Origin of the sequence: Hahella sp. NBU794 (assembly GCF_050749805.1) — a bacterium.
GTDB lineage: Bacteria > Pseudomonadota > Gammaproteobacteria > Pseudomonadales > Oleiphilaceae > Hahella.
On record NZ_CP192738.1, the window covers coordinates 1,553,883 to 1,574,425 of the forward strand.

20 protein-coding genes are annotated in these 20,543 nt (G+C 57.2%); all 20 read left to right on the forward strand.

Annotated features, from left to right (window positions below; all coding sequences use genetic code 11):
• The first annotated feature begins 29 nt into the window (after positions 1–29).
• Positions 30–1,766, forward strand: a complete 1,737-nt coding sequence (locus ACQYWX_RS07020; protein WP_431688326.1) for an ATP-binding SpoIIE family protein phosphatase — start codon at positions 30–32, stop codon at positions 1,764–1,766.
• Between the two features lie 2 nt (positions 1,767–1,768).
• Entirely contained in the window at positions 1,769–2,116 is a 348-nt protein-coding gene (locus ACQYWX_RS07025) for an Hpt domain-containing protein (RefSeq protein WP_279503215.1), read from the forward strand.
• 342 nt (positions 2,117–2,458) lie between these two features.
• Positions 2,459–3,508 (forward strand): flagellar hook-length control protein FliK, encoded by a 1,050-nt coding sequence (locus tag ACQYWX_RS07030; RefSeq protein WP_431688327.1) that lies wholly within the window; start codon positions 2,459–2,461, stop codon positions 3,506–3,508.
• 102 nt (positions 3,509–3,610) lie between these two features.
• Entirely contained in the window at positions 3,611–4,138 is a 528-nt protein-coding gene (locus tag ACQYWX_RS07035; RefSeq protein WP_279503217.1) for a flagellar basal body-associated FliL family protein, read from the forward strand.
• 136 nt (positions 4,139–4,274) lie between these two features.
• The gene (gene fliM / locus ACQYWX_RS07040; RefSeq protein ID WP_216734952.1) at positions 4,275–5,297 is read left to right on the forward strand and encodes a flagellar motor switch protein FliM; all 1,023 of its coding nucleotides are present in this window, start codon (positions 4,275–4,277) and stop codon (positions 5,295–5,297) included.
• The gene (gene fliN, locus ACQYWX_RS07045) at positions 5,261–5,779 is read left to right on the forward strand and encodes a flagellar motor switch protein FliN (RefSeq protein WP_216734951.1); all 519 of its coding nucleotides are present in this window, start codon (positions 5,261–5,263) and stop codon (positions 5,777–5,779) included. The genes fliM and fliN overlap by 37 nt, the downstream gene beginning before the upstream one ends.
• Before the next feature lie 2 nt (positions 5,780–5,781).
• On the forward strand, positions 5,782–6,255 hold the full coding sequence (gene fliO, locus ACQYWX_RS07050) for a flagellar biosynthetic protein FliO (RefSeq protein ID WP_431688328.1): 474 nt from the start codon (positions 5,782–5,784) through the stop codon (positions 6,253–6,255).
• Entirely contained in the window at positions 6,242–7,003 is a 762-nt protein-coding gene (fliP, locus tag ACQYWX_RS07055; RefSeq protein ID WP_279503219.1) for a flagellar type III secretion system pore protein FliP, read from the forward strand. The genes fliO and fliP overlap by 14 nt, the downstream gene beginning before the upstream one ends.
• Before the next feature lie 24 nt (positions 7,004–7,027).
• Positions 7,028–7,297 carry a flagellar biosynthesis protein FliQ gene (gene fliQ / locus ACQYWX_RS07060; RefSeq protein WP_216734948.1) on the forward strand — a complete coding sequence of 90 codons (270 nt, stop codon included), beginning with the start codon at positions 7,028–7,030 and terminating at the stop codon, positions 7,295–7,297.
• Between the two features lie 11 nt (positions 7,298–7,308).
• Entirely contained in the window at positions 7,309–8,094 is a 786-nt protein-coding gene (gene fliR, locus ACQYWX_RS07065; RefSeq protein ID WP_431688329.1) for a flagellar biosynthetic protein FliR, read from the forward strand.
• Between the two features lie 76 nt (positions 8,095–8,170).
• Complete coding sequence (gene flhB, locus ACQYWX_RS07070) at positions 8,171–9,307, forward strand: flagellar biosynthesis protein FlhB (protein WP_431688330.1); 1,137 nt, start codon at positions 8,171–8,173, stop codon at positions 9,305–9,307.
• Between the two features lie 107 nt (positions 9,308–9,414).
• Positions 9,415–11,583: a flagellar biosynthesis protein FlhA gene (gene flhA / locus ACQYWX_RS07075; protein ID WP_431688331.1), complete on the forward strand. Its 2,169-nt coding sequence runs from the start codon at positions 9,415–9,417 to the stop codon at positions 11,581–11,583.
• Between the two features lie 36 nt (positions 11,584–11,619).
• Entirely contained in the window at positions 11,620–12,918 is a 1,299-nt protein-coding gene (gene flhF, locus ACQYWX_RS07080) for a flagellar biosynthesis protein FlhF (protein ID WP_431688332.1), read from the forward strand.
• 56 nt (positions 12,919–12,974) lie between these two features.
• Positions 12,975–13,787: a MinD/ParA family protein gene (locus ACQYWX_RS07085; protein ID WP_127969110.1), complete on the forward strand. Its 813-nt coding sequence runs from the start codon at positions 12,975–12,977 to the stop codon at positions 13,785–13,787.
• A 178-nt stretch (positions 13,788–13,965) separates the two neighbouring features.
• Positions 13,966–14,679, forward strand: coding sequence for an RNA polymerase sigma factor FliA (locus ACQYWX_RS07090; protein WP_431689502.1), 714 nt, complete (start codon positions 13,966–13,968; stop codon positions 14,677–14,679).
• 183 nt (positions 14,680–14,862) lie between these two features.
• Positions 14,863–15,237, forward strand: coding sequence for a chemotaxis response regulator CheY (gene cheY / locus ACQYWX_RS07095; RefSeq protein ID WP_431689503.1), 375 nt, complete (start codon positions 14,863–14,865; stop codon positions 15,235–15,237).
• Positions 15,238–15,256: 19 nt separating this feature from the next.
• Positions 15,257–16,048 (forward strand): protein phosphatase CheZ, encoded by a 792-nt coding sequence (locus ACQYWX_RS07100; protein WP_216734942.1) that lies wholly within the window; start codon positions 15,257–15,259, stop codon positions 16,046–16,048.
• 11 nt (positions 16,049–16,059) lie between these two features.
• A complete protein-coding gene (locus ACQYWX_RS07105; RefSeq protein WP_431688333.1) occupies positions 16,060–18,540 on the forward strand; it encodes a chemotaxis protein CheA in 2,481 nt (826 codons plus the stop codon).
• Between the two features lie 55 nt (positions 18,541–18,595).
• Complete coding sequence (locus ACQYWX_RS07110) at positions 18,596–19,768, forward strand: protein-glutamate methylesterase/protein-glutamine glutaminase (protein WP_431688334.1); 1,173 nt, start codon at positions 18,596–18,598, stop codon at positions 19,766–19,768.
• Positions 19,768–20,505, forward strand: a complete 738-nt coding sequence (locus ACQYWX_RS07115; RefSeq protein ID WP_279503226.1) for a flagellar motor protein — start codon at positions 19,768–19,770, stop codon at positions 20,503–20,505. The genes ACQYWX_RS07110 and ACQYWX_RS07115 overlap by 1 nt, the downstream gene beginning before the upstream one ends.
• Positions 20,506–20,543 lie beyond the last annotated feature (38 nt).

The following is a 20,543-nucleotide window of genomic DNA, read 5'->3' on the forward strand; positions in this document are numbered from 1 at the left end:
CGCCATTTATGCGCCTTTCGGGTATTGCTATGAAACAATCCCTGGACTCAGAAATGGCCTCGTCCGTTCTCGGGTCCCAGAAAACGCTAAAAATTCTCATCGCCGACGACAATCAGTCGGATCGCATGATCCTGCAGAATATCGTCAAAAAGCAGGGACATGATACGGCGACGGCGGTGGATGGCGTCGACGCCATTGAGAAATTCTCCGAGTTCCGGCCGGACATTGTCCTGCTGGACGCCTTGATGCCCCGCATGGACGGCTTTGAGGCGGCGCGGAAAATCAAGTTGCTGGCCGGCGAAGACTTGATTCCCATTATTTTTCTCACCTCTCTCAGCGACGCGGAATCGCTCGCCAAATGCCTTGAGGCGGGCGGCGACGACTTTCTGTCAAAACCCTATAACCGCATTATCCTGCAAGCCAAGATCAACGCTTTCAACCGCATGCGGATCATGCATAAAACCCTGTTGCGGCAACGGGACCAGATCGCGGAACACAACGACCATATGGTGCGTGAGCAGCAGGTCGCCAAAACCGTGTTCGACAACGTGGCCCATGTGGGCTGCCTCGGCGCCAACAACATCAAGCATTTGCTTTCGCCTTTGGCTGTTTTTAACGGCGACGTGTTGTTAGCCTGTCAGAAACCGTCCGGCGGCATGCACGTGCTGTTGGGAGATTTCACCGGCCATGGCTTACCCGCGGCGATCGGCGCCATGCCGTTGGCGGAGATTTTCTATGGCATGACCAGCAAGGGCTATGCGCTGGGAGATATCCTCCGGGAAGTGAATCAGAAGCTGCGGAAAATCCTGCCGGTGGGCTTTTTCTGCTGCGCCTGTATGGCGGAGCTGAACTTCGAGCAGGAAGAAATCGAGATCTGGATCGGCGGTTTGCCGGATTGTTACCTGGTGCAGGGCGATCAGTTGCTCAAGGTCGCCTCCAACCGATTACCCCTTGGCATCCTCAAAGGCGAAGCCTTCGACGCGCGCACCTATCGTTTTGAAATGAAACATGGCGATCGGGTGTACTTATGGTCGGACGGCATTGTTGAAGCGACCAACGCCAAAGGAGAAATGTTCGGCGAAAAACGCCTGCAGCAAGTCTTTGAGGATAATCTGCAGGAGTCGAACCTGTTTGAAAAAATCCGCCGCTCCGTGGTCGATTTCATGGGGGAAGGCGGTCCCAGCGACGATCTGACGCTGGTGGAGCTGACCATGATGCCGGAGAAGGAGCTGGGGATAGAAAACAACTATCTCACCAATACTGGCCTCAAAGGTCCGCAGCACTGGCGCATGGCCTATGAACTGTGTAGCGACTCCCTGGCGGTGTTCGACCCGGTGCCGCTGCTGTTGCAGATCGTCATGGAAGTGCCCGGCCTGCGCACGCGCAACGGCGAGATGTTCACCATTCTCAGCGAACTCTACACCAATGCTCTGGAGCACGGCGTGCTGGGCCTGCACTCCAAGCTCAAGGCCAGCCCGGATGGATTTGCGGAATATTACCGTCTTCGCGAGGAGCGTATTCGTCAGCTGGATGGCCATTTCGTGAAGGTGGACGTGCGTCATAAAGGCGCGGTCGCTGGTGGCGTATTGACGATTCGCGTGGAAGACAGTGGAAAAGGCTTTGATTATCAGAAACTCGACGGTAAATTACCGGGTCCGACCTGTTATAGTGGTCGTGGCACAGCCCTGCTGCTCTCCATGTGCAGCCGCGTGGAGTACTTCGGTCAGGGCAACATCGTTGAAGTGGATTATGAGTGGCAAGCTTGAATATGAGTTCGAACGATCTGTCTCACCTTGATATGGGCGCCCTGGCGGAACTGCGGGAAGTAATGGAAGACGACTTTCAGATATTGGTGGAGACCTTTATCGGAGATACAATCGAACGTATGCGCGCCATTCGCGCGACGCTGGACTGCAATGACCCGGACGCATTCAGTCGCGGCTGTCACAGCATCAAAGGCAGCGCTACCAATCTGGGCTTGCCGGCGCTGTCCGAACTGTGTCGGCAAGGCGAGTTGATCGGCAAGTTCAAGCAAATGGAGAAAGCGCGGGAAGTGTTTGACTCCATCGAGCAGGAATTTGAAGTCGTACAGTCTTTATTACGGGAACAGGTGTAGCAGGCGCTGCATCGTCCCCGCCGGCGGTGTGAGTCGGTTGTTTGCGTTGAAATATCCCGCGTTTATTTTTTCCTCCTCTCTATCTTCTCTAAAAGTCTTTGATCCCGCTCTGGCGTAACTTGGCCTGATCTGTGCATTTATCCCTCAAAACAATGGTTTTGCCGCTTTCGCGACAGCGATTGCCGCGTTGGCGCTGGTGAGACCCGTTGCATCCGCAGGTAAGTTGTAACTTGGATTTGAGGACAGTAAATGGACAGCTCAGTGGCATTTATTGATATACCCAAAGTCGCGCCGAAATCGACTCCGAAGCCGTCAGGCAATCAGAGGGATGAGGCTAACGCTATGAATGATAAGGATGATCGCTTCTCTGAGGTGCTGGATCGGGAAGTCGCGGACAAGACAGACAAAGTGGATAAGAAAGACGTCAAAGCGGAAAAAGGCGATGACAAAAAAGCGCCTGATGACGATAAGACATCGGAGGATGCAGTGGCTGTCGCCCAAGCAGCGCTGACGGATATAGATCAGACCGCGCCGCAGAGCGGAGTGAAATTGCCGTCAGGAGAGCAAACCTCAGTGGAAGGCGATGAAGAATCCATCAAGGCGATGGCCTTGGCTGAATTGTCGGGGGATAAAGAGGAGGGCGCAGATCCTACCGGACAAAATGCGCTCACGCCTCTGGCGCGGGCGGTACACGACGCCGTTGAAGGCGTTGATGGAGTCGAGGGCGATGAAGAGAAGATGGGGGACAAAAAGGGCGGCGAACTGATCAAACTGACACAGGCGCTTGCCGCAAACGGCAATGGCGGCGAACAGGAAGCTGGCGCCGATGGCGAGACGCTGGATGCCGCGCTGCTGAAGCTGGCGGAGTCGCAGAGCGCGGCCAAGCCCAATGCCTTGCACGGAGTCGCCGCCAATATCCGAGCGGAATTCAAAGTCGATGCGGCCGCGCCGCCTTATGTCACTACACTGCAGCAACCGGTGCAGGGAGACGATTGGGGCGAGGGCATGGCGCAGAAAGTGGTCTGGTTCGTGGGACAGAAGATTCAATCCGCCAGCGTGCATCTGAATCCGCCGGAGTTGGGTCCCATTGAAATGAAAATTCATGTGCAGAAAGACCAGGCCCATGTGCAGATTCAAAGCCCTCACGCCATCGTACGCGATATGGCGGAAGGCACGGCGCATCGGCTCCGGGAATTGCTGGCGGAGCAAGGCTTGCAGTTATCCCAGTTTGACGTCTCCAGTCAGCAGCAACAGACGGGAACCGGTAGCGGTCAGGAATCCGGCGGCGCCGATGGCGGTCTGTTTGCCGGCGAAGGGGATGAAGACGGCGCAACTGTGGCGGGAATCGAGCAGGCGCTGGCCACGGATCGCATGGTGGATTATTACGTCTGATGGTTTTTCACTGAAAAATCAAAGGAATGAACTACACTTATCGACAAGGAGGCGGCGGCTTCCCCAGTGACCTGTTTATCTGTCGATGGTGGAAACTAAGTTATGGCGAAAGACAATAGTGGAGAAGGCGGCGAGGAGTCCGGCAAATCAGGCGGCATGAGCAAGAAGCTGCTCATTATCATCGTACTGATTCTGGTGATCGCCATCGGGGCCAGTGTGGGAGTGACCATGATGCTGCTCAAGTCTTCTCCCGATGAGGGCGGTGGAGATACTCCTGCTGAGGGCGGCGAACCTGCCGCGCCGGTGAAGGCGGAGGCTATCTATTACGACATGCGTCCGCCGCTGGTGGTCACTTTCGACTACAAAGGCAAACAACGATTCCTGCAGGCGAGCATCAGTCTGCTGACGCGTAACCAAGGGGTGCTGGACGGGGTGGAGCTGCACATGCCGGTGATTCGCAACCGCCTGATCAACCTGTACAGCGGCAAGGATTTCGAGGGCGTACAGACGGACCAGGGCCGGCAGGATCTGCTGTCGGAGTCTAAGGAAGTCATCAATACCGCCTTGAAGGAACAGGGCGTGAATGGAGAAATTGAGCAGGTGCTGTTCACCAATTTCGTGTTGCAGTAACCGCGGGCGCGATGTATCGAATCGCCGCGCTGAAACGCTGTCAGACCTGCAGGCGGGGCTTGTTATAGGCCCGTCTCAGGTGATAGAACTAGATGCATAACATTTCCTGTTAGACCCTGGGTCAAGGTGTAGGGCTGTGCAAGATTTATTATCTCAAGACGAAATTGATGCGCTCTTACATGGCGTGGACGATGGCGACGTCGACACCGAGGAGGATGTCGATGCGGCGGGGGTGCGCAGTTACGACCTGACCAGCCAGGACCGCATTGTTCGCGGCCGCATGCCGACCCTGGAGATGATCAACGAACGCTTCGCCCGCTACACCCGCATCAGTCTTTTCAACCTGTTGCGCCGCAATGCGGACGTGGCCTCCGGCGGCGTTCAGATCCTGAAGTTCGGGGAATATATTCATACGCTTTATGTGCCCACCAGTCTTAATCTGGTGAAGATTCGTCCCTTGCGCGGCACCGGCCTGTTTATCCTGGACGCCAAGCTGGTGTTCAAGTTGGTGGACAACTTTTTCGGCGGCGACGGCCGTCACGCCAAGATCGAAGGACGGGAATTCACGCCGACGGAAATCCGCATCGTACAGATGGTGCTGGAGCAGGTGTTCCATGACATGAAGGAAGCCTGGAATGCGGTGATGAAGGTGGACTTCGAATACGTCAACTCAGAAGTTAACCCGGCCATGGCGAACATCGTCAGCCCCAGCGAAGTGGTGGTGGTGAGCACTTTCCACATTGAACTGGACGGCGGCGGCGGAGACATGCACGTGGCCATGCCGTACTCCATGATCGAGCCCATTCGCGAAGTGCTCGACGCGGGCGTACAGAGCGACGTCGACGATGTCGACGAACGCTGGATCAGCGCTTTACAGCAGGACATCCTGGAAGCCAGGGTGCCGCTTAATGCCGCCGTGGTCAGACAAAAGATTTCTTTGCGCTCTCTGTCGAGGCTGAAGCCCGGAGACGTGATTCCGGTGGAGATGCCGGAAACCATTACGGTGACAGCGAACGGCGTGCCGATATTCATCGCCAAGGTAGGGCAGTGCAACGGCAATCTGGCGCTCAAGATTGTAGATAAGATTAAGCGATCGGCGGCGACGCCGACGAAGGAGGCGCAATGGCTGAAGACGACGACAATAAAGAAAACGATTTAGACGATACGAAGTCTGAAGAAGAAGCGCTGGCGGACGAGTGGGCTGCTGCGCTGGGTGAACAGGAAGCGACTGAAGCTGAAGGCGACAGAGAGGATGAATGGGCCGCCGCGATGGCGGAGGCTGAGAGTGCGGAGGCGAAAGGAAAAGCCGCTGATGACGACATCCGCGCCGCGTCGTTCGAAACCTTTGACGAGACGCTCCCAACCAGCGCGCCGGGGGCGCCGGATCTGGATGTGATCCTGGATATTCCGGTCACCATTTCCATGGAAGTCGGCAATACCCAGATCGCCATTCGCAACCTGCTGCAGCTCAACCAGGGGTCTGTGATCGAGCTGGACCGTCTGGCCGGGGAGCCTTTGGACGTGTTGGTCAACGGCACATTGATCGCCCATGGCGAGGTGGTGATGGTCAACGAAAAGTTCGGCATTCGTCTGACGGACGTCATCAGTCCTTCCGAGCGCATCAAGAAACTGCGGGGGTAGGGTTGAAACGTACTGGATTTAACTTAACTGCGCTATGCGTCGCCATGACCACGACCCTGTGGTTGTGGGCGCCGGGACTGGCGCGGGCGGCGGAGGAAGCCGCCGCCAAGAAACCGGTGGCGGGCGTGGAGGCGGGACAGCTGCTGCAAGTCGGCGGCGCGCTGGTGCTGGTGCTGGCGCTGATCGGCGGAGCCGCCTGGATGATGCGTCGCTTCACCGGTCTGGCCCCGCAACAACATCAACATCTGAAAATGCTGGCGGTGCTACCTGTAGGCACCCGTGAGCGCATCGCGTTATTGCAGGTCGGCGATCGTCAAATAATCGTCGGCATTACTCAACATCAAATCACCAACCTGCTCACATTGGACGAGCCGCTAGAACTGTCGCCACATAGCGGCGAGTTTGCACGGAAGTTGCAGAGCCTTTTGCGTCGTACTGAAAACGAAGCAAAAGGCGAAGCGAATGGCGCGCAATAGGGTCCTGCGGTTAACTTACCTGATCTTGTTTTTGATGCTTCCTGGAGTCGCCTGGTCGGCCCAGGACGCCATCCTGCCGGCGGTCAAGCTGGTGACCAACCCGGACGGCACGCAGGAATATTCCGTCACCCTGCAAATTCTCGCGCTGATGACGGCGCTGACCTTTATCCCCGCTTTCCTGATGATGATGACGTCTTTCACCCGCATCATCATTGTTTTCTCCATCCTGCGTCAGGCGCTGGGGCTGCAACAAGCGCCTTCCAACCAGATTCTGGTGGGCATCGCACTGTTCCTGACTTTTTTCATCATGGGGCCGACGTTTAAGCAGGCCAATGAAATGGCGCTGCAGCCTTATCTCGCCGAGAAACTGACGGCGCAGGAAGCGGTGGCCAAAGCCAGCGAACCCTTCCGCGAGTTCATGCTGCGCCAGACCCGCGAGAGCGATCTGGGCTTGTTTATTCGACTGGCGGGGGATGAGAACAAATACGCTAACCCGGAAGAAGTGCCGTTCACGATTCTGATGCCGGCGTTTGTCACCAGTGAGCTGAAAACCGCATTTCAGATCGGCTTTCTGATTTTTATTCCCTTTCTGATTATCGACATGGTGGTGGCCAGCGTTTTGATGGCCATGGGGATGATGATGCTATCGCCGATCATCATCTCGCTGCCGTTCAAAATCATGCTGTTCGTACTGGTGGACGGATGGGCCCTGATCATGGGCACTCTGGCCGCCAGTTTCGGGGTTTAGCCCGGTCAACCGAGGAGAACGCTTATGACGCCTGAAGTGGTGCTGGATATTTTTCGCGAGGCCTTATGGTTGATCGTCACGCTGGTGACGCTGATCGTGGCGCCGAGCCTGGTGGTCGGTCTGATCGTCAGCGTTTTTCAGGCGGCGACGCAGATTAACGAGCAGACCCTGAGTTTCCTGCCCCGCCTGCTGGTGACCTTGATCGTGATCATCATCGCCGGCCCCTGGATGCTGACGCAGTTGATGGAGTACACCGACATGCTCATCACCAGCATCCCTGACGTCATCGGTTAGGGAGCCGTACGGTGTTTGAGTGGACAGACGAACAGATCGGCGCCTGGATGGGCATGCATCTGTGGCCATTGTTTCGCATCTCCAGCTTCATGATGACGACGCCGATTCTGGGCACGCAAATCGTGCCTGCCCGCGTACGGCTGACGCTGGCGCTGTTGATGACGATTCTGATCGTGCCCTCATTGCCGCCAGTCCCGGAAGTGGACCCGCTATCCGTCAGCTCGGTGGCGATCATTATTCAGCAAGTGCTGATCGGGCTGGCCATGGGCTTCGCCGTGCTGCTGCTGTTCCAGTTGTTCGTGGTGACCGGCCAAATGGTGGCGATGAACATGGGGTTGGGCTTCGCGTCCATGGTGGACCCGACCAACGGCATCACCGTCACTGCGCTGAGCCAGTTTTATCTGATGCTGGTGACCCTGTTGTTTCTCGCCATGGGCGGCCATCTGGTGATGTTCGAGGCGGTGGTGGAAAGCTTCCGCTTTTTACCGATCTCGGCGCAGGAGGTGGACGCATGGTCCTGGTGGTATCTTGCCTCGCGCATCAGTTGGATGTTCGCCAGCGCGTTGATGATCGCCTTGCCGGCGGTGACCGCGCTGCTGATCGTGAATATTTCCTTTGGCGTGATGACCCGGGCGGCGCCGCAAATGAACATATTCTCCATCGGCTTTCCGATGACGGTGCTGTTTGGTCTGGTGGTGTTCTGGATCAGCATTGGCGGCATCTTGCCCCAGTTCACCGTGTTGAGCGAGAACACCTTTGATTTCATGCAGGTCATGCTGCAGCCGACGCCGCCCTGATAAGACGGCGCTGGCCCAGGACAGAATACGATTGCGCAGGACGCCTGGACCCGAAGTAAAACGAGTGTGACGGACGATGGCCGACAACGACACCAGTCAGGAAAAAACCGAAGAACCCACCCCCCGAAAGATTGAGAAGGCCCGGGAGGAGGGGCAGATTCCCCGTTCCCGCGAGCTGAACACCACGGCGGTGTTGCTGGCGGGTGCGGTCGGTCTTCTGGTGTTTGGAACGACTATCGCCAAGGCGCTGGAAGGCGTCTTTCGCGCCAGCTTTACGTTAACTCGGGAAGAAGTGTTTGACGCTCATCAACCGTTGATTCATCTCGGCATGGCGGCGTTGGATATGGCGATCGCTCTGGTGCCCTTCATGCTGGTGCTACTGGTTGCGTCTCTGCTGGGGCCTATTGCGTTAGGCGGCTGGATGATGAGCGGCAAAGCGGCGGCGCCGAAATTCAGTCGCATCAACCCGCTGGAAGGCCTGAAGCGGATGTTCTCGCTGAAGTCTCTAATGGAGTTGATCAAAGGCATCGCCAAGACGCTGGTGGTGGGCGGTGTGGCGCTCATTATTCTGAACCACTCCATACCGGATCTGTTGGCGATGGGAGGGGAGGATACGGCGGTGAGCATGGCCCATGCCTGCAAGTTGCTTGCGTGGAGTTTCCTGTTTCTGGCCAGTTCAATGATCCTGATCGCCATGGTGGACGTGCCCTTTCAAATATATGACCACCAGAAGAATCTGCGTATGACCATGCAAGAGATCAAGGACGAATACAAGGACACGGAAGGCAAGCCGGAAGTGAAGCGACGGGTGAGGGAAGTGCAATACGAGATGAGCCGCCGTCGCATGCTGCAGGATGTGCCCAAGGCGGATGTGGTCATCACCAACCCGACTCACTACTCCGTGGCGCTAAAGTATGACGCCAAGAAAATGGCGGCGCCCATTGTGCTGGCCAAGGGCGCAGATCACATGGCCATGAAAATCCGTGAAATCGCCAGGGCGCACAAGGTTGAGCTGGTCTCGGCGCCGCCTTTGACCCGCTCCATCTACCACCACTCGGAAGTGGGGGACGAAATTCCTTCCGGTCTGTATCTCGCCGTAGCACAGGTGCTGGCGTATGTCTTTCAACTGCGTCGTTATCGCGGCGGTTACGGTAAGAAGCCTCAGGGCATGCCTGACTTCAAGATACCTTCCCATCTGCGCCGGGATCAGTGAGTTGAGTTAACCGCTGTCCGGCGTCGCTTTTCCATAGAGCGGCACAGTTCCTGCAAACACACTAGGGAAACGGTTTTTTCCGTCAACCTTTTGTCGTTTGGAGTGTTATGGAACGAGCTGCCGCGATCAACAACCTGAAGGCCCTGACCCACGGCAACCTGGGTATCCCGGTGCTTCTGATGGTGTTGTTGGGCATGATGACGTTGCCGGTGCCGCCGTTCCTGCTCGACGTCTTCTTTACCTTCAATATCGCCTTATCGCTAGTCATTCTGCTGGTGTGCGTGTACGCCATGCGTCCCATGGAGTTCGCCATATTCCCGACAGTATTGCTGGTGGCGACCTTATTGCGTCTGGCTCTGAACGTCGCCTCCACACGTGTGGTGCTGCTGGAAGGTCATGAAGGCGGCGATGCGGCGGGTAAAGTTATCCAGTCTTTCGGCGAAGTGCTGATCGGCGGCAACTACGCCGTTGGTCTGGTGGTGTTCGCCATTCTGATGATTATCAACTTCGTGGTGGTCACCAAAGGCGCGGGACGCGTCTCTGAAGTGAGCGCACGCTTTACCTTGGACGCCATGCCCGGCAAGCAGATGGCGATCGATGCGGATCTGAATGCAGGCATTATCAACCAGGACGAAGCCAAAGCGCGTCGGGCGGAAGTGTCTCAAGAGGCAGATTTCTACGGGTCCATGGACGGCGCCAGTAAATTCGTTCGCGGCGACGCCGTCGCAGGTCTGCTGATTCTGGCTATCAACCTGATCGGCGGTCTCGCCATCGGCATCATGCAGCACGATCTGGAGTTTAACGACGCCGTTCAGAAATATGCGCTGCTGACGATCGGTGACGGTCTGGTGGCGCAGATTCCTTCACTGCTGCTCAGCACCGCGGCGGCCATCATGGTCACCCGCGTCAGCACTCAGCAGGATATGTCCAGCCAGGTCATCAACCAGTTGTTTGGCTCCCCCCGGGCGCTGGCCATTGTCGCCGTCGTTATGTTCATCATGGGCGTAATTCCAGGCATGCCGCACATGGCGTTTCTGGGGTTGGCGTCGGTGTTTGGCGCGGCGGCGTATTTCATGTGGAAACGCCAGCAGCAGTCGGAAGTGGTGGACGAAGGCGTCACGCCTGCGCCCAGGCGTCCCGGAGCGCCGCCGCAACCCGGCGGCGGTCCCGCACTGGCTCCCGGCGAGAGCGCGCCGGCGGTGCGTGGCCCCGAGACCAAAGAACTGGGCTGGGACGACGTGGCCAGCGTGGATATCGTCGGTCTGGAAGTGGGCTATCGCCTTATTCCACTGGTGGACAAGTCGCAAGGCGGACAGTTGCTGGCCCGCATCAAGGGCGTGCGTAAAAAACTGTCGCAGGAGCTGGGCTTTCTCATGCCCTCCGTGCATATCCGCGACAATCTGGATTTAATGCCGAACTTTTACCGCATCACCCTGATGGGCGTCACCATCGCTGAAGCGGAAATTCATCCGGATCGGGAAATGGCCATCAATCCCGGTCAGGTCTTCGGCAAGCTGGACGGTATTCAGACCAAAGACCCGGCTTTCGGCCTGGAGGCGGTGTGGATTGATCCTGCCCAGAAAGAACAGGCGCAGACGCTGGGCTACACCGTGGTGGATTCCAGCACCGTGGTGGCGACGCATCTGAATCAGGTGCTCAGCCGTCACGCCTATGAACTGATCGGCCATGAAGAAGTGCAACAGTGGCTGGAGCAGCTGGGCAAGAAAGCGGCGAAACTGGCGGAAGAGCTGGTTCCCAACACTGTTTCGCTCAGCACCCTGTTGAAGGTGCTGCAGAATCTGTTGCAGGAAGATGTGCCGGTGCGGGATATGCGCAGCATTGCGGAGGCCATCGTCAACTTTACGCCGAAGACCCAGGACGCCGGTATTTTGACGGCGGCGGTGAGGGCGTCTCTGCGTCGTCTGATCGTCCAGAACATAGTAGGGGCGGAGCCTGAGCTGCCTGTTATCACTCTGGACCCAGGGTTGGAACAATTACTGCTTAAATCTATGCAACAAGCGCAACAGGCCGGCGGCATGGATGACATCGGTCTGATTTTGGAACCGAGCATGATGGAAAAACTGCAACGCTCGCTGGCGGAAGCAGCGCAGCGTCAGGAAATGCTCGGTAAAGCGGCGGTCTTGCTGGTGTCCAACAGCCTGCGCCCGGTTCTGGCGCGGTTCATCAGACTCAGCGTGGAGCGCATGCATGTCCTGGCTTATCAGGAAGTGCCGGACAACAAACAAATCACCATCGTGGCGACAATCAGTGGGTAATCCCGTGCGGGCTCGTGGAGCCGGGAGACTAACATTATGAAAGTGAAACGTTTTTTTGCAGCGTCAATGCAACAGGCTTTAAAGGATATCCGTGAAGATCTCGGCGCGGACGCCGTCATTCTGTCCACCAGTAAAACGGGGGATGGCGTGGAGGTGATCTGTGCGCTGGATTATAACGAGGACGATCAGCGCAGCAGCATGCCTGAGCAGGAAGGCCCACGCCCGACGCCCTCTGCGGTGGCCCGGGAGACAGCGGATCGCCATCGTCGCCTGGAGGATGAAATGTCGCGGGTGCGCGACCGGCTGGAAACGCTGAAAAGCAACGCCAGACCCAAAGCGGAGCCGGCGCCGGCTTTTGCCGCTGCAGAACCGGCGGCGACGGCTTCCCGGCAAATCGGCGCCGGAGAACCGGAAACCTCACGTATGCTGGCGGAAATGCGCGAAGAGATCATGCAGCTTAAAAGCATCATGCGTCAGCCTGTCGCCGCCGCGCGTCCGGAAGAAAATCCCGGCCATCGCGAGCTGATCGAACGCATGCAGGAAATGGGTATCTTCCGTGAGCTGCAAAACGCGCTCACCGCCAAGGCGGACCCGCGCAAAGGCGCTCAAGAACAATGGCGCAACCTGATGGCGCGCCTGGCGCATGGCTTGAAGGCGGAAAATGAAGAACTGATTTATCAGCGTGGAGTCTGCGCGCTGCTGGGGCCGACCGGCTCCGGCAAAACCACCACTCTCGCCAAACTGGCGGCGCGTTTCGTGGTTCACTACGGCGCCGAAAAACTGGCGCTGGTCACCACCGATCGTTTCCGGGTGGCCAGTCAGCAGCAATTGCAGTCCTTTGGACGCTTGCTGAATGTGCCTGTGTACGTGGTGGATGAAGAGAACAGCCTGGACGATCTGCTTGACCGTCTCGCCAACAAACGTCTGGTGCTGGTGGACACCGCAGGATTGACGCCCCAGGACCCGAATTGGGAGCGTCAGCAGAAAGACCTGAAAGTGACCCGTCACCGCATCAGAAATTATCTTGTATTGTCGGCAGTTAACCAACCGCAGGTCATGAAATCCACCTATCATTACTATAAGATGTTGGGGCTTTCCGGCTGTATCATGACCAAACTGGATGAAGCGTTCAGTCTGGGTGAAGTGTTGAGCATGGCCATCCTGAACCGGCTTCCGGTCGCCTATGTCACCGACGGACAGAAAATACCCGATGACATTCATCCGGCGAAAGCGCATGCCCTGGTGGCGCGCGCGGACGCTTTGTGGCGGCGGACCCGGCGGGAGACCGAACAAACTAATAACACCAGTCGCTTCGCTGCGGAACTGGTGGTCTAAACTATTGAGTGCGGGGTCAACGCCGCGCCGTCTAATAACAGGAGATATCTACCGGTATGAGTAAAGTACATCCGGTTCAAGTTATTGCAGTCACCGGAGGAAAGGGGGGTGTCGGCAAGAGCAATGTTTCCATAAATCTGTCCCTCGCGTTAGCGGACCTGGGACGTCGCGTCGTGCTGCTGGATGCGGACCTCGGACTGGCGAATATTGATGTGTTGCTCGGCGTCACCGCCTCGCGCAATATCGGGGATGTGCTGGCGGGGGATTGCACCCTGCGGGAAGTGATGATTGAAGGACCGGGGGGGATAAAGATCGTCCCGGCGTCATCCGGCACCCAGCACCTTACTCATCTGTCTCCTCTTGAACATGCGGGTCTGATCAACGCCTTCAGCGATATCAGCGACGACCTGGACGTGCTGGTGATCGACACGGCGGCGGGTATCTCCGAACAAGTGCTTTCCTTCGTGCGCGCGGCCCAGGAAGCCCTGGTGGTGGTGTGCGACGAGCCCACCTCCATTACTGACGCCTATGCCGTCATCAAACTGCTCAACAAGAACCACGATATGTACCGTTTTCGGGTGCTCGCCAACATGGTTCGCTCCGAGCAGGAAGGGCGGCATTTGTTCGGTAAATTATCCAAGGTCACCGAACGCTTTTTGGAAGTTGCGCTACAATATGTAGGAAGCATTCCATTCGACGAAGCCGTACGCAAATCGGTGCAACGGCAACGTCCTGTGTACGAAGCCTATCCGCGCGCCAAAGCGTCGTTGGCGTACCGCCAGCTGGCGCAAAAAGTGGACAACTGGCCGTTGCCGACGGCGCCGAGAGGCAATTTGGAATTCTTTGTGGAGCGTCTGGTGCACAGTTAGACACGCGCCGGACGGAATGCGAGGGCTCGCCCGGCGGCTATATCCCGGGCGCTTGCGATAAGGCGTGATGGTTGCGCCGGACATATCCTCAAACACCCATGAGAACGTTTTTGTTGAAATCATCCGGTTTATTGCAGGCCTTGCGCGCAAATTCATGTCATTGGCGAACACTTATATGATGTATAGCGAGACGCGGGCGGAGCGCGCCGACACTTTGGTCAGGCAATACGCGCCTCTGGTCAAGCGCATCGCGCATCACCTGATCGCCCGTCTGCCCGCCAGCGTGCAGGTGGATGATTTGATTCAGGCGGGCATGATCGGACTGCTGGAAGCCGCGCAGAAATATGACGCCAGCAAAGGCGCCAAATTCGAAACCTATGCAGGCATCCGCATTCGCGGCGCCATGGTGGACGAAATTCGTAAAGGCGATTGGGTGCCGCGCTCCGTGCACCGCAACGCCCGCAATATCGCGGACGCGATACACACTATTGAAGCCCGCACCGGCCGAGATGCGTCGGATGCGGAAGTGGCGGCAGAGCTGGGCATACCCCTGGAGCAATACCACGCCAGCCTGCGCGACGCCAGTTCGGGGAAGCTGTTCAGCCTGGAAGAGCTGGGCGTTCACGGGGAGGGCGGCTCTGACGACGAAACGTTAACCACCGACAATCCCCTCAGCGACATCGAACAAAACGCCTTTCTGGAAAAATTGAGCGCCGCGATAGACGGTTTGCCGGAACGGGAGAAGCTGGTGCTGTCTCTCTACTATGACGAAGAACTCAACCTCAAGGAAATCGGCCAGGTGCTCTCAGTCAGCGAGTCCCGGGTCAGTCAGATTCATTCCCAGGCGACCTTGCGACTGCGATCCCGTCTCTCAGACTGGAAAAACAGCTAAATCAAGCCATTGCCTGCGCAGGTTAATGTTTTTTCGAAATCAGCATCCTGCGGTCATGTTTTCTAAAACAACTTGTATCAAAAAACTGGATAGTACGGCGCGACCAGCTAGACTTACTCAGTAGAGTAATGAAATCAAAGGGTTTCCAGCGTCGCCATTGTGGAGGTTACATTGGACAAGAACATGAAAATCCTCGTTGTAGATGACTTTTCAACAATGAGGCGGATTATTAAAAACCTGCTTCGGGATTTGGGCTTCACCAATACCGATGAAGCGGATGACGGGTCCACCGCGCTGCCGATGTTAAAAACCGGGAAGTTTGATTTTCTGGTCACTGACTGGAATATGCCCGGAATGACGGGAATCGAATTACTCCAGGCTGTTCGCGCTGATGATAGTCTGAAAAACCTGCCGGTGCTCATGGTGACGGCGGAAGCCAAACGGGATCAGATTGTCGCAGCGGCGCAGGCGGGTGTTAACGGGTATGTGGTGAAGCCGTTTACTGCGGCCGTGCTGAAGGAAAAGATAGAGAAAATCTTCGAGCGGATCGACTCATAATAAAACCGCAGGAATTACTATGACCAATGAACAGCAGCCACCATCCTCCTCCCAAGAGGAAATTGAGACGCGCTTGAGCGAGCAGGCGGCGAGCTTGATGGAGCACGTTAGTAAGGGGGACTTTGGCGAAGCGTTGCGGGTAATTTCCGACCTTAATGACACTCGGGACCGTACGCTGTACCACGAAGTGGGCAAGTTGACCCGTTCGTTGCACGAAGCCATACGCAATTTCAATATCGACATGGGCAATGTGAGGATGAATCAGGAGGAGGAGCTGTCGAAAATCGCTGACGCCTCTGATCGCCTTTCCTATGTGGTCGATATGACCAACAAAGCCGCCAACAAGACCATGGATATGGTGGAAGCGAGCATGCCTGTGGCGATAGAGATGAAGCAGGAGGCCCATGAGCTGAAAGAAGCCTGGGGACGACTGCGCCGTCGGGAAATGGACCCCTCTGAGTTCCGTGAGCTGTATAAGCGCATTGATAAGTTTTTGGTGGATCTGGCCGCTAACAGCGACAAGGTGTACACCAATCTGTCGGAAATATTATTGGCTCAGGACTTTCAGGATCTCACGGGACAGGTCATCAACAAGGTTACCGGTCTGGTCAAGGAAGTAGAAGTGAATCTGGTCAAACTGGTCGCCATGGCGGGCAAGGTTGACCGCATAACAGGCATTCAGCATGAGATGAAAGCCGAAGAAGAGTCTATTACAAAAGGGCACGGCCCGCAGATCCAGACCGAAGGACGCTCAGATGTCGTCGCCAGCCAGGACGACGTGGACGACCTTCTTTCCAGCCTTGGTTTCTGAGGAGCACATGAATGGGGTTTGAAGCGGACGAAGAAATCCTGCAGGACTTTCTAGTCGAAGCGGGAGAAATTCTTGAACAGCTCTCAGAGCAGTTGGTGGAACTGGAGCAGAACCCGGACGACCGCGATCTGCTGAATGCCATTTTCCGTGGGTTCCACACCGTCAAAGGCGGCGCCGGTTTCCTTCAGTTGGACGCCCTGGTGGAATGCTGCCATGTGGCGGAAAACGTCTTCGACCTGTTGCGTAACGGTCAGCTCAGTGTCGACTCCGAATTGATGGATGTCGTGCTGCAGGCGCTGGACGCCGTCAACGAAATGTTTTCCCAGGTGAAAATGCGGGAAGAACTGACCCCCGCCGCGCCCGAACTCATGGCCGCCCTGGAGCGACTGGCCAGCGGCGAATCCGCCTCTGTGGCGGAAGAAGCTGACGAGCCTGCCGAAGAAGCCGTTGAAGAGCACGAAGAAGACGCGGCTGAAGACGTTGAAGAGCCTGTGGCGTCGGCGGAAGGCGATATCACCGACGACGAATTCGAGAATCTTCTCAACGCCTTGGACGATGAAGACGGCGGCGAGAAAGCGGAGGCGTCGGAGTCGAAAGGCGAAGGCGATGAAATCACCGAAGACGAGTTCGAGAAACTGCTGGATCAACTGCATGGTCCCGGCAAGTTTGGAGGTCCTCAGGAAGGCAAGCCCGCCAAGGCTGCTCCCGAACCTGCTCCGGTTCCTCAGGAAGAAGCGGCTGAAGCCGTGTCCGCCGGCGACGGTGATGAAATCACCGACGATGAATTTGAAGCCTTGTTGGATGAACTGCACGGCAAAGGCAAGTTTGACGGCGCCGTCTCTGACGGGACTGAGCAGAAGAAGGCCCCTGCCGCGGAGAAGAAAGGCAAACCTGCGGCGAAAGCCGAGCCTGAAAAGCCTGCAAAGAAAGTAGAGAAAAAAGAGGAAGCCGCCGCTGGCGACTCCGAACTGATTACCGACGACGAATTCGAAAAACTGCTGGACGAGTTACACGGCTCCGGCAAGGGACCGAGTCCTACCGGGGGCGCCAAACCTGCCGCGGCAAAACCGGCGGAAAAGGCGGCTGTGAAAAAAGAGCCCGCCAAGAAGGAGCCGGTCAAGAAAGAGCCGCCGAAAGTCGTCAAGCCCGCCCCAGCTCCAGCCCGCGCCGAGCCGGACGAAGAACGGCGTCAGCCTGCGGCGAGCGCCGCCGCCGGGAAAGACGCCCAGGCCAGCATCGCCACGGAAACCACGGTGCGGGTGGACACCAAGCGCCTCGACGACATCATGAACATGGTCGGCGAACTGGTGCTGGTGCGTAACCGTCTCAAGCGTTTAGGCGAAGAGTTCGCCGACGAGAACATGAGTAAAGCCGTGTCCAATCTGGACGTGGTCACCAGTGACTTGCAGTCCGCCGTCATGCAGACGCGGATGCAGCCCATCAAGAAAGTATTTGGCCGTTTCCCCCGCGTGGTGAGGGATCTGGCGCGCAACCTGCGCAAAGAAGTCAATCTGGTGTTGCGTGGGGAAGATACCGACCTGGATAAGAACCTGGTCGAAGCTCTGTCCGACCCACTGGTCCACTTGGTGCGTAACGCAGTGGACCACGGTATCGAATCTCCCGAAGCGCGCGAGCAAAAAGGCAAACCGCGGGTAGGGCGTGTGGTGCTGGCGGCGGAGCAGGAAGGCGACCATATTCTGCTGTCCATCGAAGATGACGGCGCGGGTATGGACCCGGTGGTCTTGCGTCAGAAAGCAGTAGAAAAAGGCATCTACGATGTGGACGCCGCAGAGCGTCTCACCGATAACGAAGCGTATAACCTGATATTCGCGCCGGGATTCTCCACCAAGACGGAAATATCCGATGTGTCCGGGCGTGGCGTCGGGATGGACGTGGTCAAAACCAAGATCACCCAGTTGAACGGCACCATCCATATTGAATCAGAGTTGGGGCGCGGTTCGCGCATTGTAATCAAAGTGCCGTTGACCCTCGCCATCATGCCGACCTTGATGGTGATGCTGGGAGATCAGGCGTTCGCATTCCCATTGGTGAGCGTGGTGGAAATATTCCACCTTGACCTGACCCAGACCAATATCGTCGATGGGCAGGAATGTATTGTGGTGCGCGAGAATGTGTTCCCGCTCTTCCACATCAAACGCTGGCTGGTGAAGGGCGCGCAATTCGAACCTACGGAAGAGAACGGTCATGTGGTGATTGTCTCTGTCGGCACCAAGCGCGTGGGCTTTGTGGTCGATCAGCTGGTCGGCCAGGAAGAGGTGGTCATCAAACCCTTGGGCAAAATGCTGCACGGCACGCCGGGAATGGCCGGCGCCACTATCACCGGAGACGGGCGCATTGCGCTGATACTGGACATTCCCAGCATGCTTGGACGCTACGCCAAGTCCAGCAAAGTATACGGTCGGCCGACGTTCAGGAAGAGTCAGTTGGTGGCGGACTCGGATGAAACGGAGCCCGCGGCTTCCGCAGGCTGAGCGCCTGTCATAAGGCGCAGCGGCGGAGTGATTTCCAAAAACGGGAGACCGATGAATGGCCTTAAAGGTCCTGGTAGTAGATGATTCGGGATTTTTCAGACGTCGCCTTTGCGAGATCCTGAACTCCATCAGCGATGTCGATGTCGTCGGCACGGCCAGCAATGGCCGCGAAGGCGTGGACATGGCGCTTAAACTGAAGCCCGACGTCATCACCATGGACTACGAGATGCCGGTCATGGACGGCATTACTGCGGTTAGGGAAATCATGCGGACTCAGCCCACGCCGGTCTTGATGTTTTCCTCTCTTACCTACGAAGGCGCACGAGTGACCTTTGACGCCCTGGAAGCCGGCGCGGTGGATTTTCTACCGAAGAGCTTCGAGGCGATGTCCGGCGACGCCTCCAAGATCAAACGCCTGCTGCACGACCGCATTAAAGAAGTTTCGCGAGCCAAATATCGTATGTCCGGGGCCTCCGCTCCAGCGCCGGAGCCGGCCAAACCCGCGCCGCCGACGCCCGTACGCGAGCCGCCCAAGCCTGCCGCGCCGACGCCGCGCGCCGCTGAACCACGCGCCAAGGCGCCGCCGGCCAAACCGGAACCGAAGGTAGAGCCAAAACCGGAAGTGAAGGCGGCGAAAACCCGACGCACGCCGCGTCAGGACTATAAAGTGGTGCTGATCGGCACTTCCACTGGCGGTCCGGTTGCGCTGCAAAAAATTCTCACCCGCTTACCGGGCGCGTTTCCAGCGCCGCTGGTGCTGGTGCAGCATATGCCGGCCTCTTTTACGCCGGCGTTTGCTGAACGTCTGAATCGTCTGTCGCAACTGTCCGTCAAACAGGCGGAGAACGGCGAGATCCTTAAGCCCGGATGGGCCTACATCGCCCCTGGCGGCAAACAGACTTTGATCGAACGCGTCGGCGCTCAGGCTCGGGTCAAAATTCTCGACGGAGACGAGCGCTTGCACTACAAACCCTGCGTGGACGTCACTTTTGGCTCCTGCGCCAAGATGTTTCCCGGCAAAGTACTGGGCGTCATCTTGACCGGCATGGGCGCGGACGGCCGCGAAGGCTGCCGCATGCTGAAAGAAAGTGGTTCTGTGGTCTGGTCTCAGGATGAAGCGACCAGTGTGATTTACGGTATGCCGATGGCGGTGGCCACCGCCGGTCTGTCGGATGAAGTCTTAGCCCTGGATGAATTTGCGCCGCGGTTGATTGACGGTGTCGGATAATGGACTTACTCAGCATCGTGGGCGTCCTGATCGCCCTGGTGGCGATCATCGGCGGCAACCTGATCGAAGGCGGCGATGTTTCCTCCTTACTGAATCTGCCGGCGGCGCTGATCGTCATTGGCGGCACGTTCGGCGCTATCGTGCTGCAGCACTCCGGCAAGGTGTTGAAGCGTTCCTTTAAGCAGTTTCTCTGGGTTTTTCTCCCTCCCTATCTTAGTTTTGAAGACGACATCCAGAAGGTCATCTCCTGGAGCATGGTGGCGCGCAAGGAAGGGCTGTTGGGATTGGAGTCCGTGGCGGAAAAAGAGCGCGATCCGTTTTCCCGCAAAGGGCTGCAACTACTGGTGGACGGTGCCGAGCCGGAATCCATCCGCAGCATCATGGAGCTGGAGCTTAACAGCCGCGAGCAGCGTGATCTGGACGCCAGCAAAGTCTATGAAGCTATGGGCGGCTACGCGCCTACATTGGGGATTCTCGGCGCCGTGCTTGGGTTGATTCAGGTCATGAGCCATTTGGAGGACCCTTCCATGTTAGGGCCCGGCATCGCCACGGCCTTTGTCGCCACTATCTACGGGGTCGCGCTGGCCAACCTGTTCTACTTTCCCATCGCCAATAAATTGAAAGGCATTGTGCACGAGCAATCGCTGCTGCGTGAAATGATGATCGAAGGCATCGTCGCTATCGCCGAAGGAGAGAATCCCAAAGCAATAGAATTGAAGCTGAAAGGGTTTCTGTAATGAAGCCTGTTGTTACCCCTTCATGTCGATAAGCGGGA

Coding starts and splice junctions, on each gene's coding strand:
- ACQYWX_RS07115 (WP_279503226.1), top strand. CDS start 19,768: ATGGACTTACTCAGCATCGTGGGCGTCCTGATCGCCCTGGTGGCGATC.
- ACQYWX_RS07030 (WP_431688327.1), top strand. CDS start 2,459: ATGAATGATAAGGATGATCGCTTCTCTGAGGTGCTGGATCGGGAAGTC.
- ACQYWX_RS07110 (WP_431688334.1), top strand. CDS start 18,596: ATGGCCTTAAAGGTCCTGGTAGTAGATGATTCGGGATTTTTCAGACGT.
- fliP (WP_279503219.1), top strand. CDS start 6,242: ATGGCGCGCAATAGGGTCCTGCGGTTAACTTACCTGATCTTGTTTTTG.
- flhB (WP_431688330.1), top strand. CDS start 8,171: ATGGCCGACAACGACACCAGTCAGGAAAAAACCGAAGAACCCACCCCC.
- ACQYWX_RS07085 (WP_127969110.1), top strand. CDS start 12,975: ATGAGTAAAGTACATCCGGTTCAAGTTATTGCAGTCACCGGAGGAAAG.
- ACQYWX_RS07035 (WP_279503217.1), top strand. CDS start 3,611: ATGGCGAAAGACAATAGTGGAGAAGGCGGCGAGGAGTCCGGCAAATCA.
- ACQYWX_RS07025 (WP_279503215.1), top strand. CDS start 1,769: ATGAGTTCGAACGATCTGTCTCACCTTGATATGGGCGCCCTGGCGGAA.
- flhA (WP_431688331.1), top strand. CDS start 9,415: ATGGAACGAGCTGCCGCGATCAACAACCTGAAGGCCCTGACCCACGGC.
- ACQYWX_RS07020 (WP_431688326.1), top strand. CDS start 30: ATGAAACAATCCCTGGACTCAGAAATGGCCTCGTCCGTTCTCGGGTCC.
- ACQYWX_RS07100 (WP_216734942.1), top strand. CDS start 15,257: ATGACCAATGAACAGCAGCCACCATCCTCCTCCCAAGAGGAAATTGAG.
- ACQYWX_RS07090 (WP_431689502.1), top strand. CDS start 13,966: ATGTATAGCGAGACGCGGGCGGAGCGCGCCGACACTTTGGTCAGGCAA.
- cheY (WP_431689503.1), top strand. CDS start 14,863: ATGAAAATCCTCGTTGTAGATGACTTTTCAACAATGAGGCGGATTATT.
- ACQYWX_RS07105 (WP_431688333.1), top strand. CDS start 16,060: ATGGGGTTTGAAGCGGACGAAGAAATCCTGCAGGACTTTCTAGTCGAA.
- flhF (WP_431688332.1), top strand. CDS start 11,620: ATGAAAGTGAAACGTTTTTTTGCAGCGTCAATGCAACAGGCTTTAAAG.
- fliN (WP_216734951.1), top strand. CDS start 5,261: ATGGCTGAAGACGACGACAATAAAGAAAACGATTTAGACGATACGAAG.
- fliQ (WP_216734948.1), top strand. CDS start 7,028: ATGACGCCTGAAGTGGTGCTGGATATTTTTCGCGAGGCCTTATGGTTG.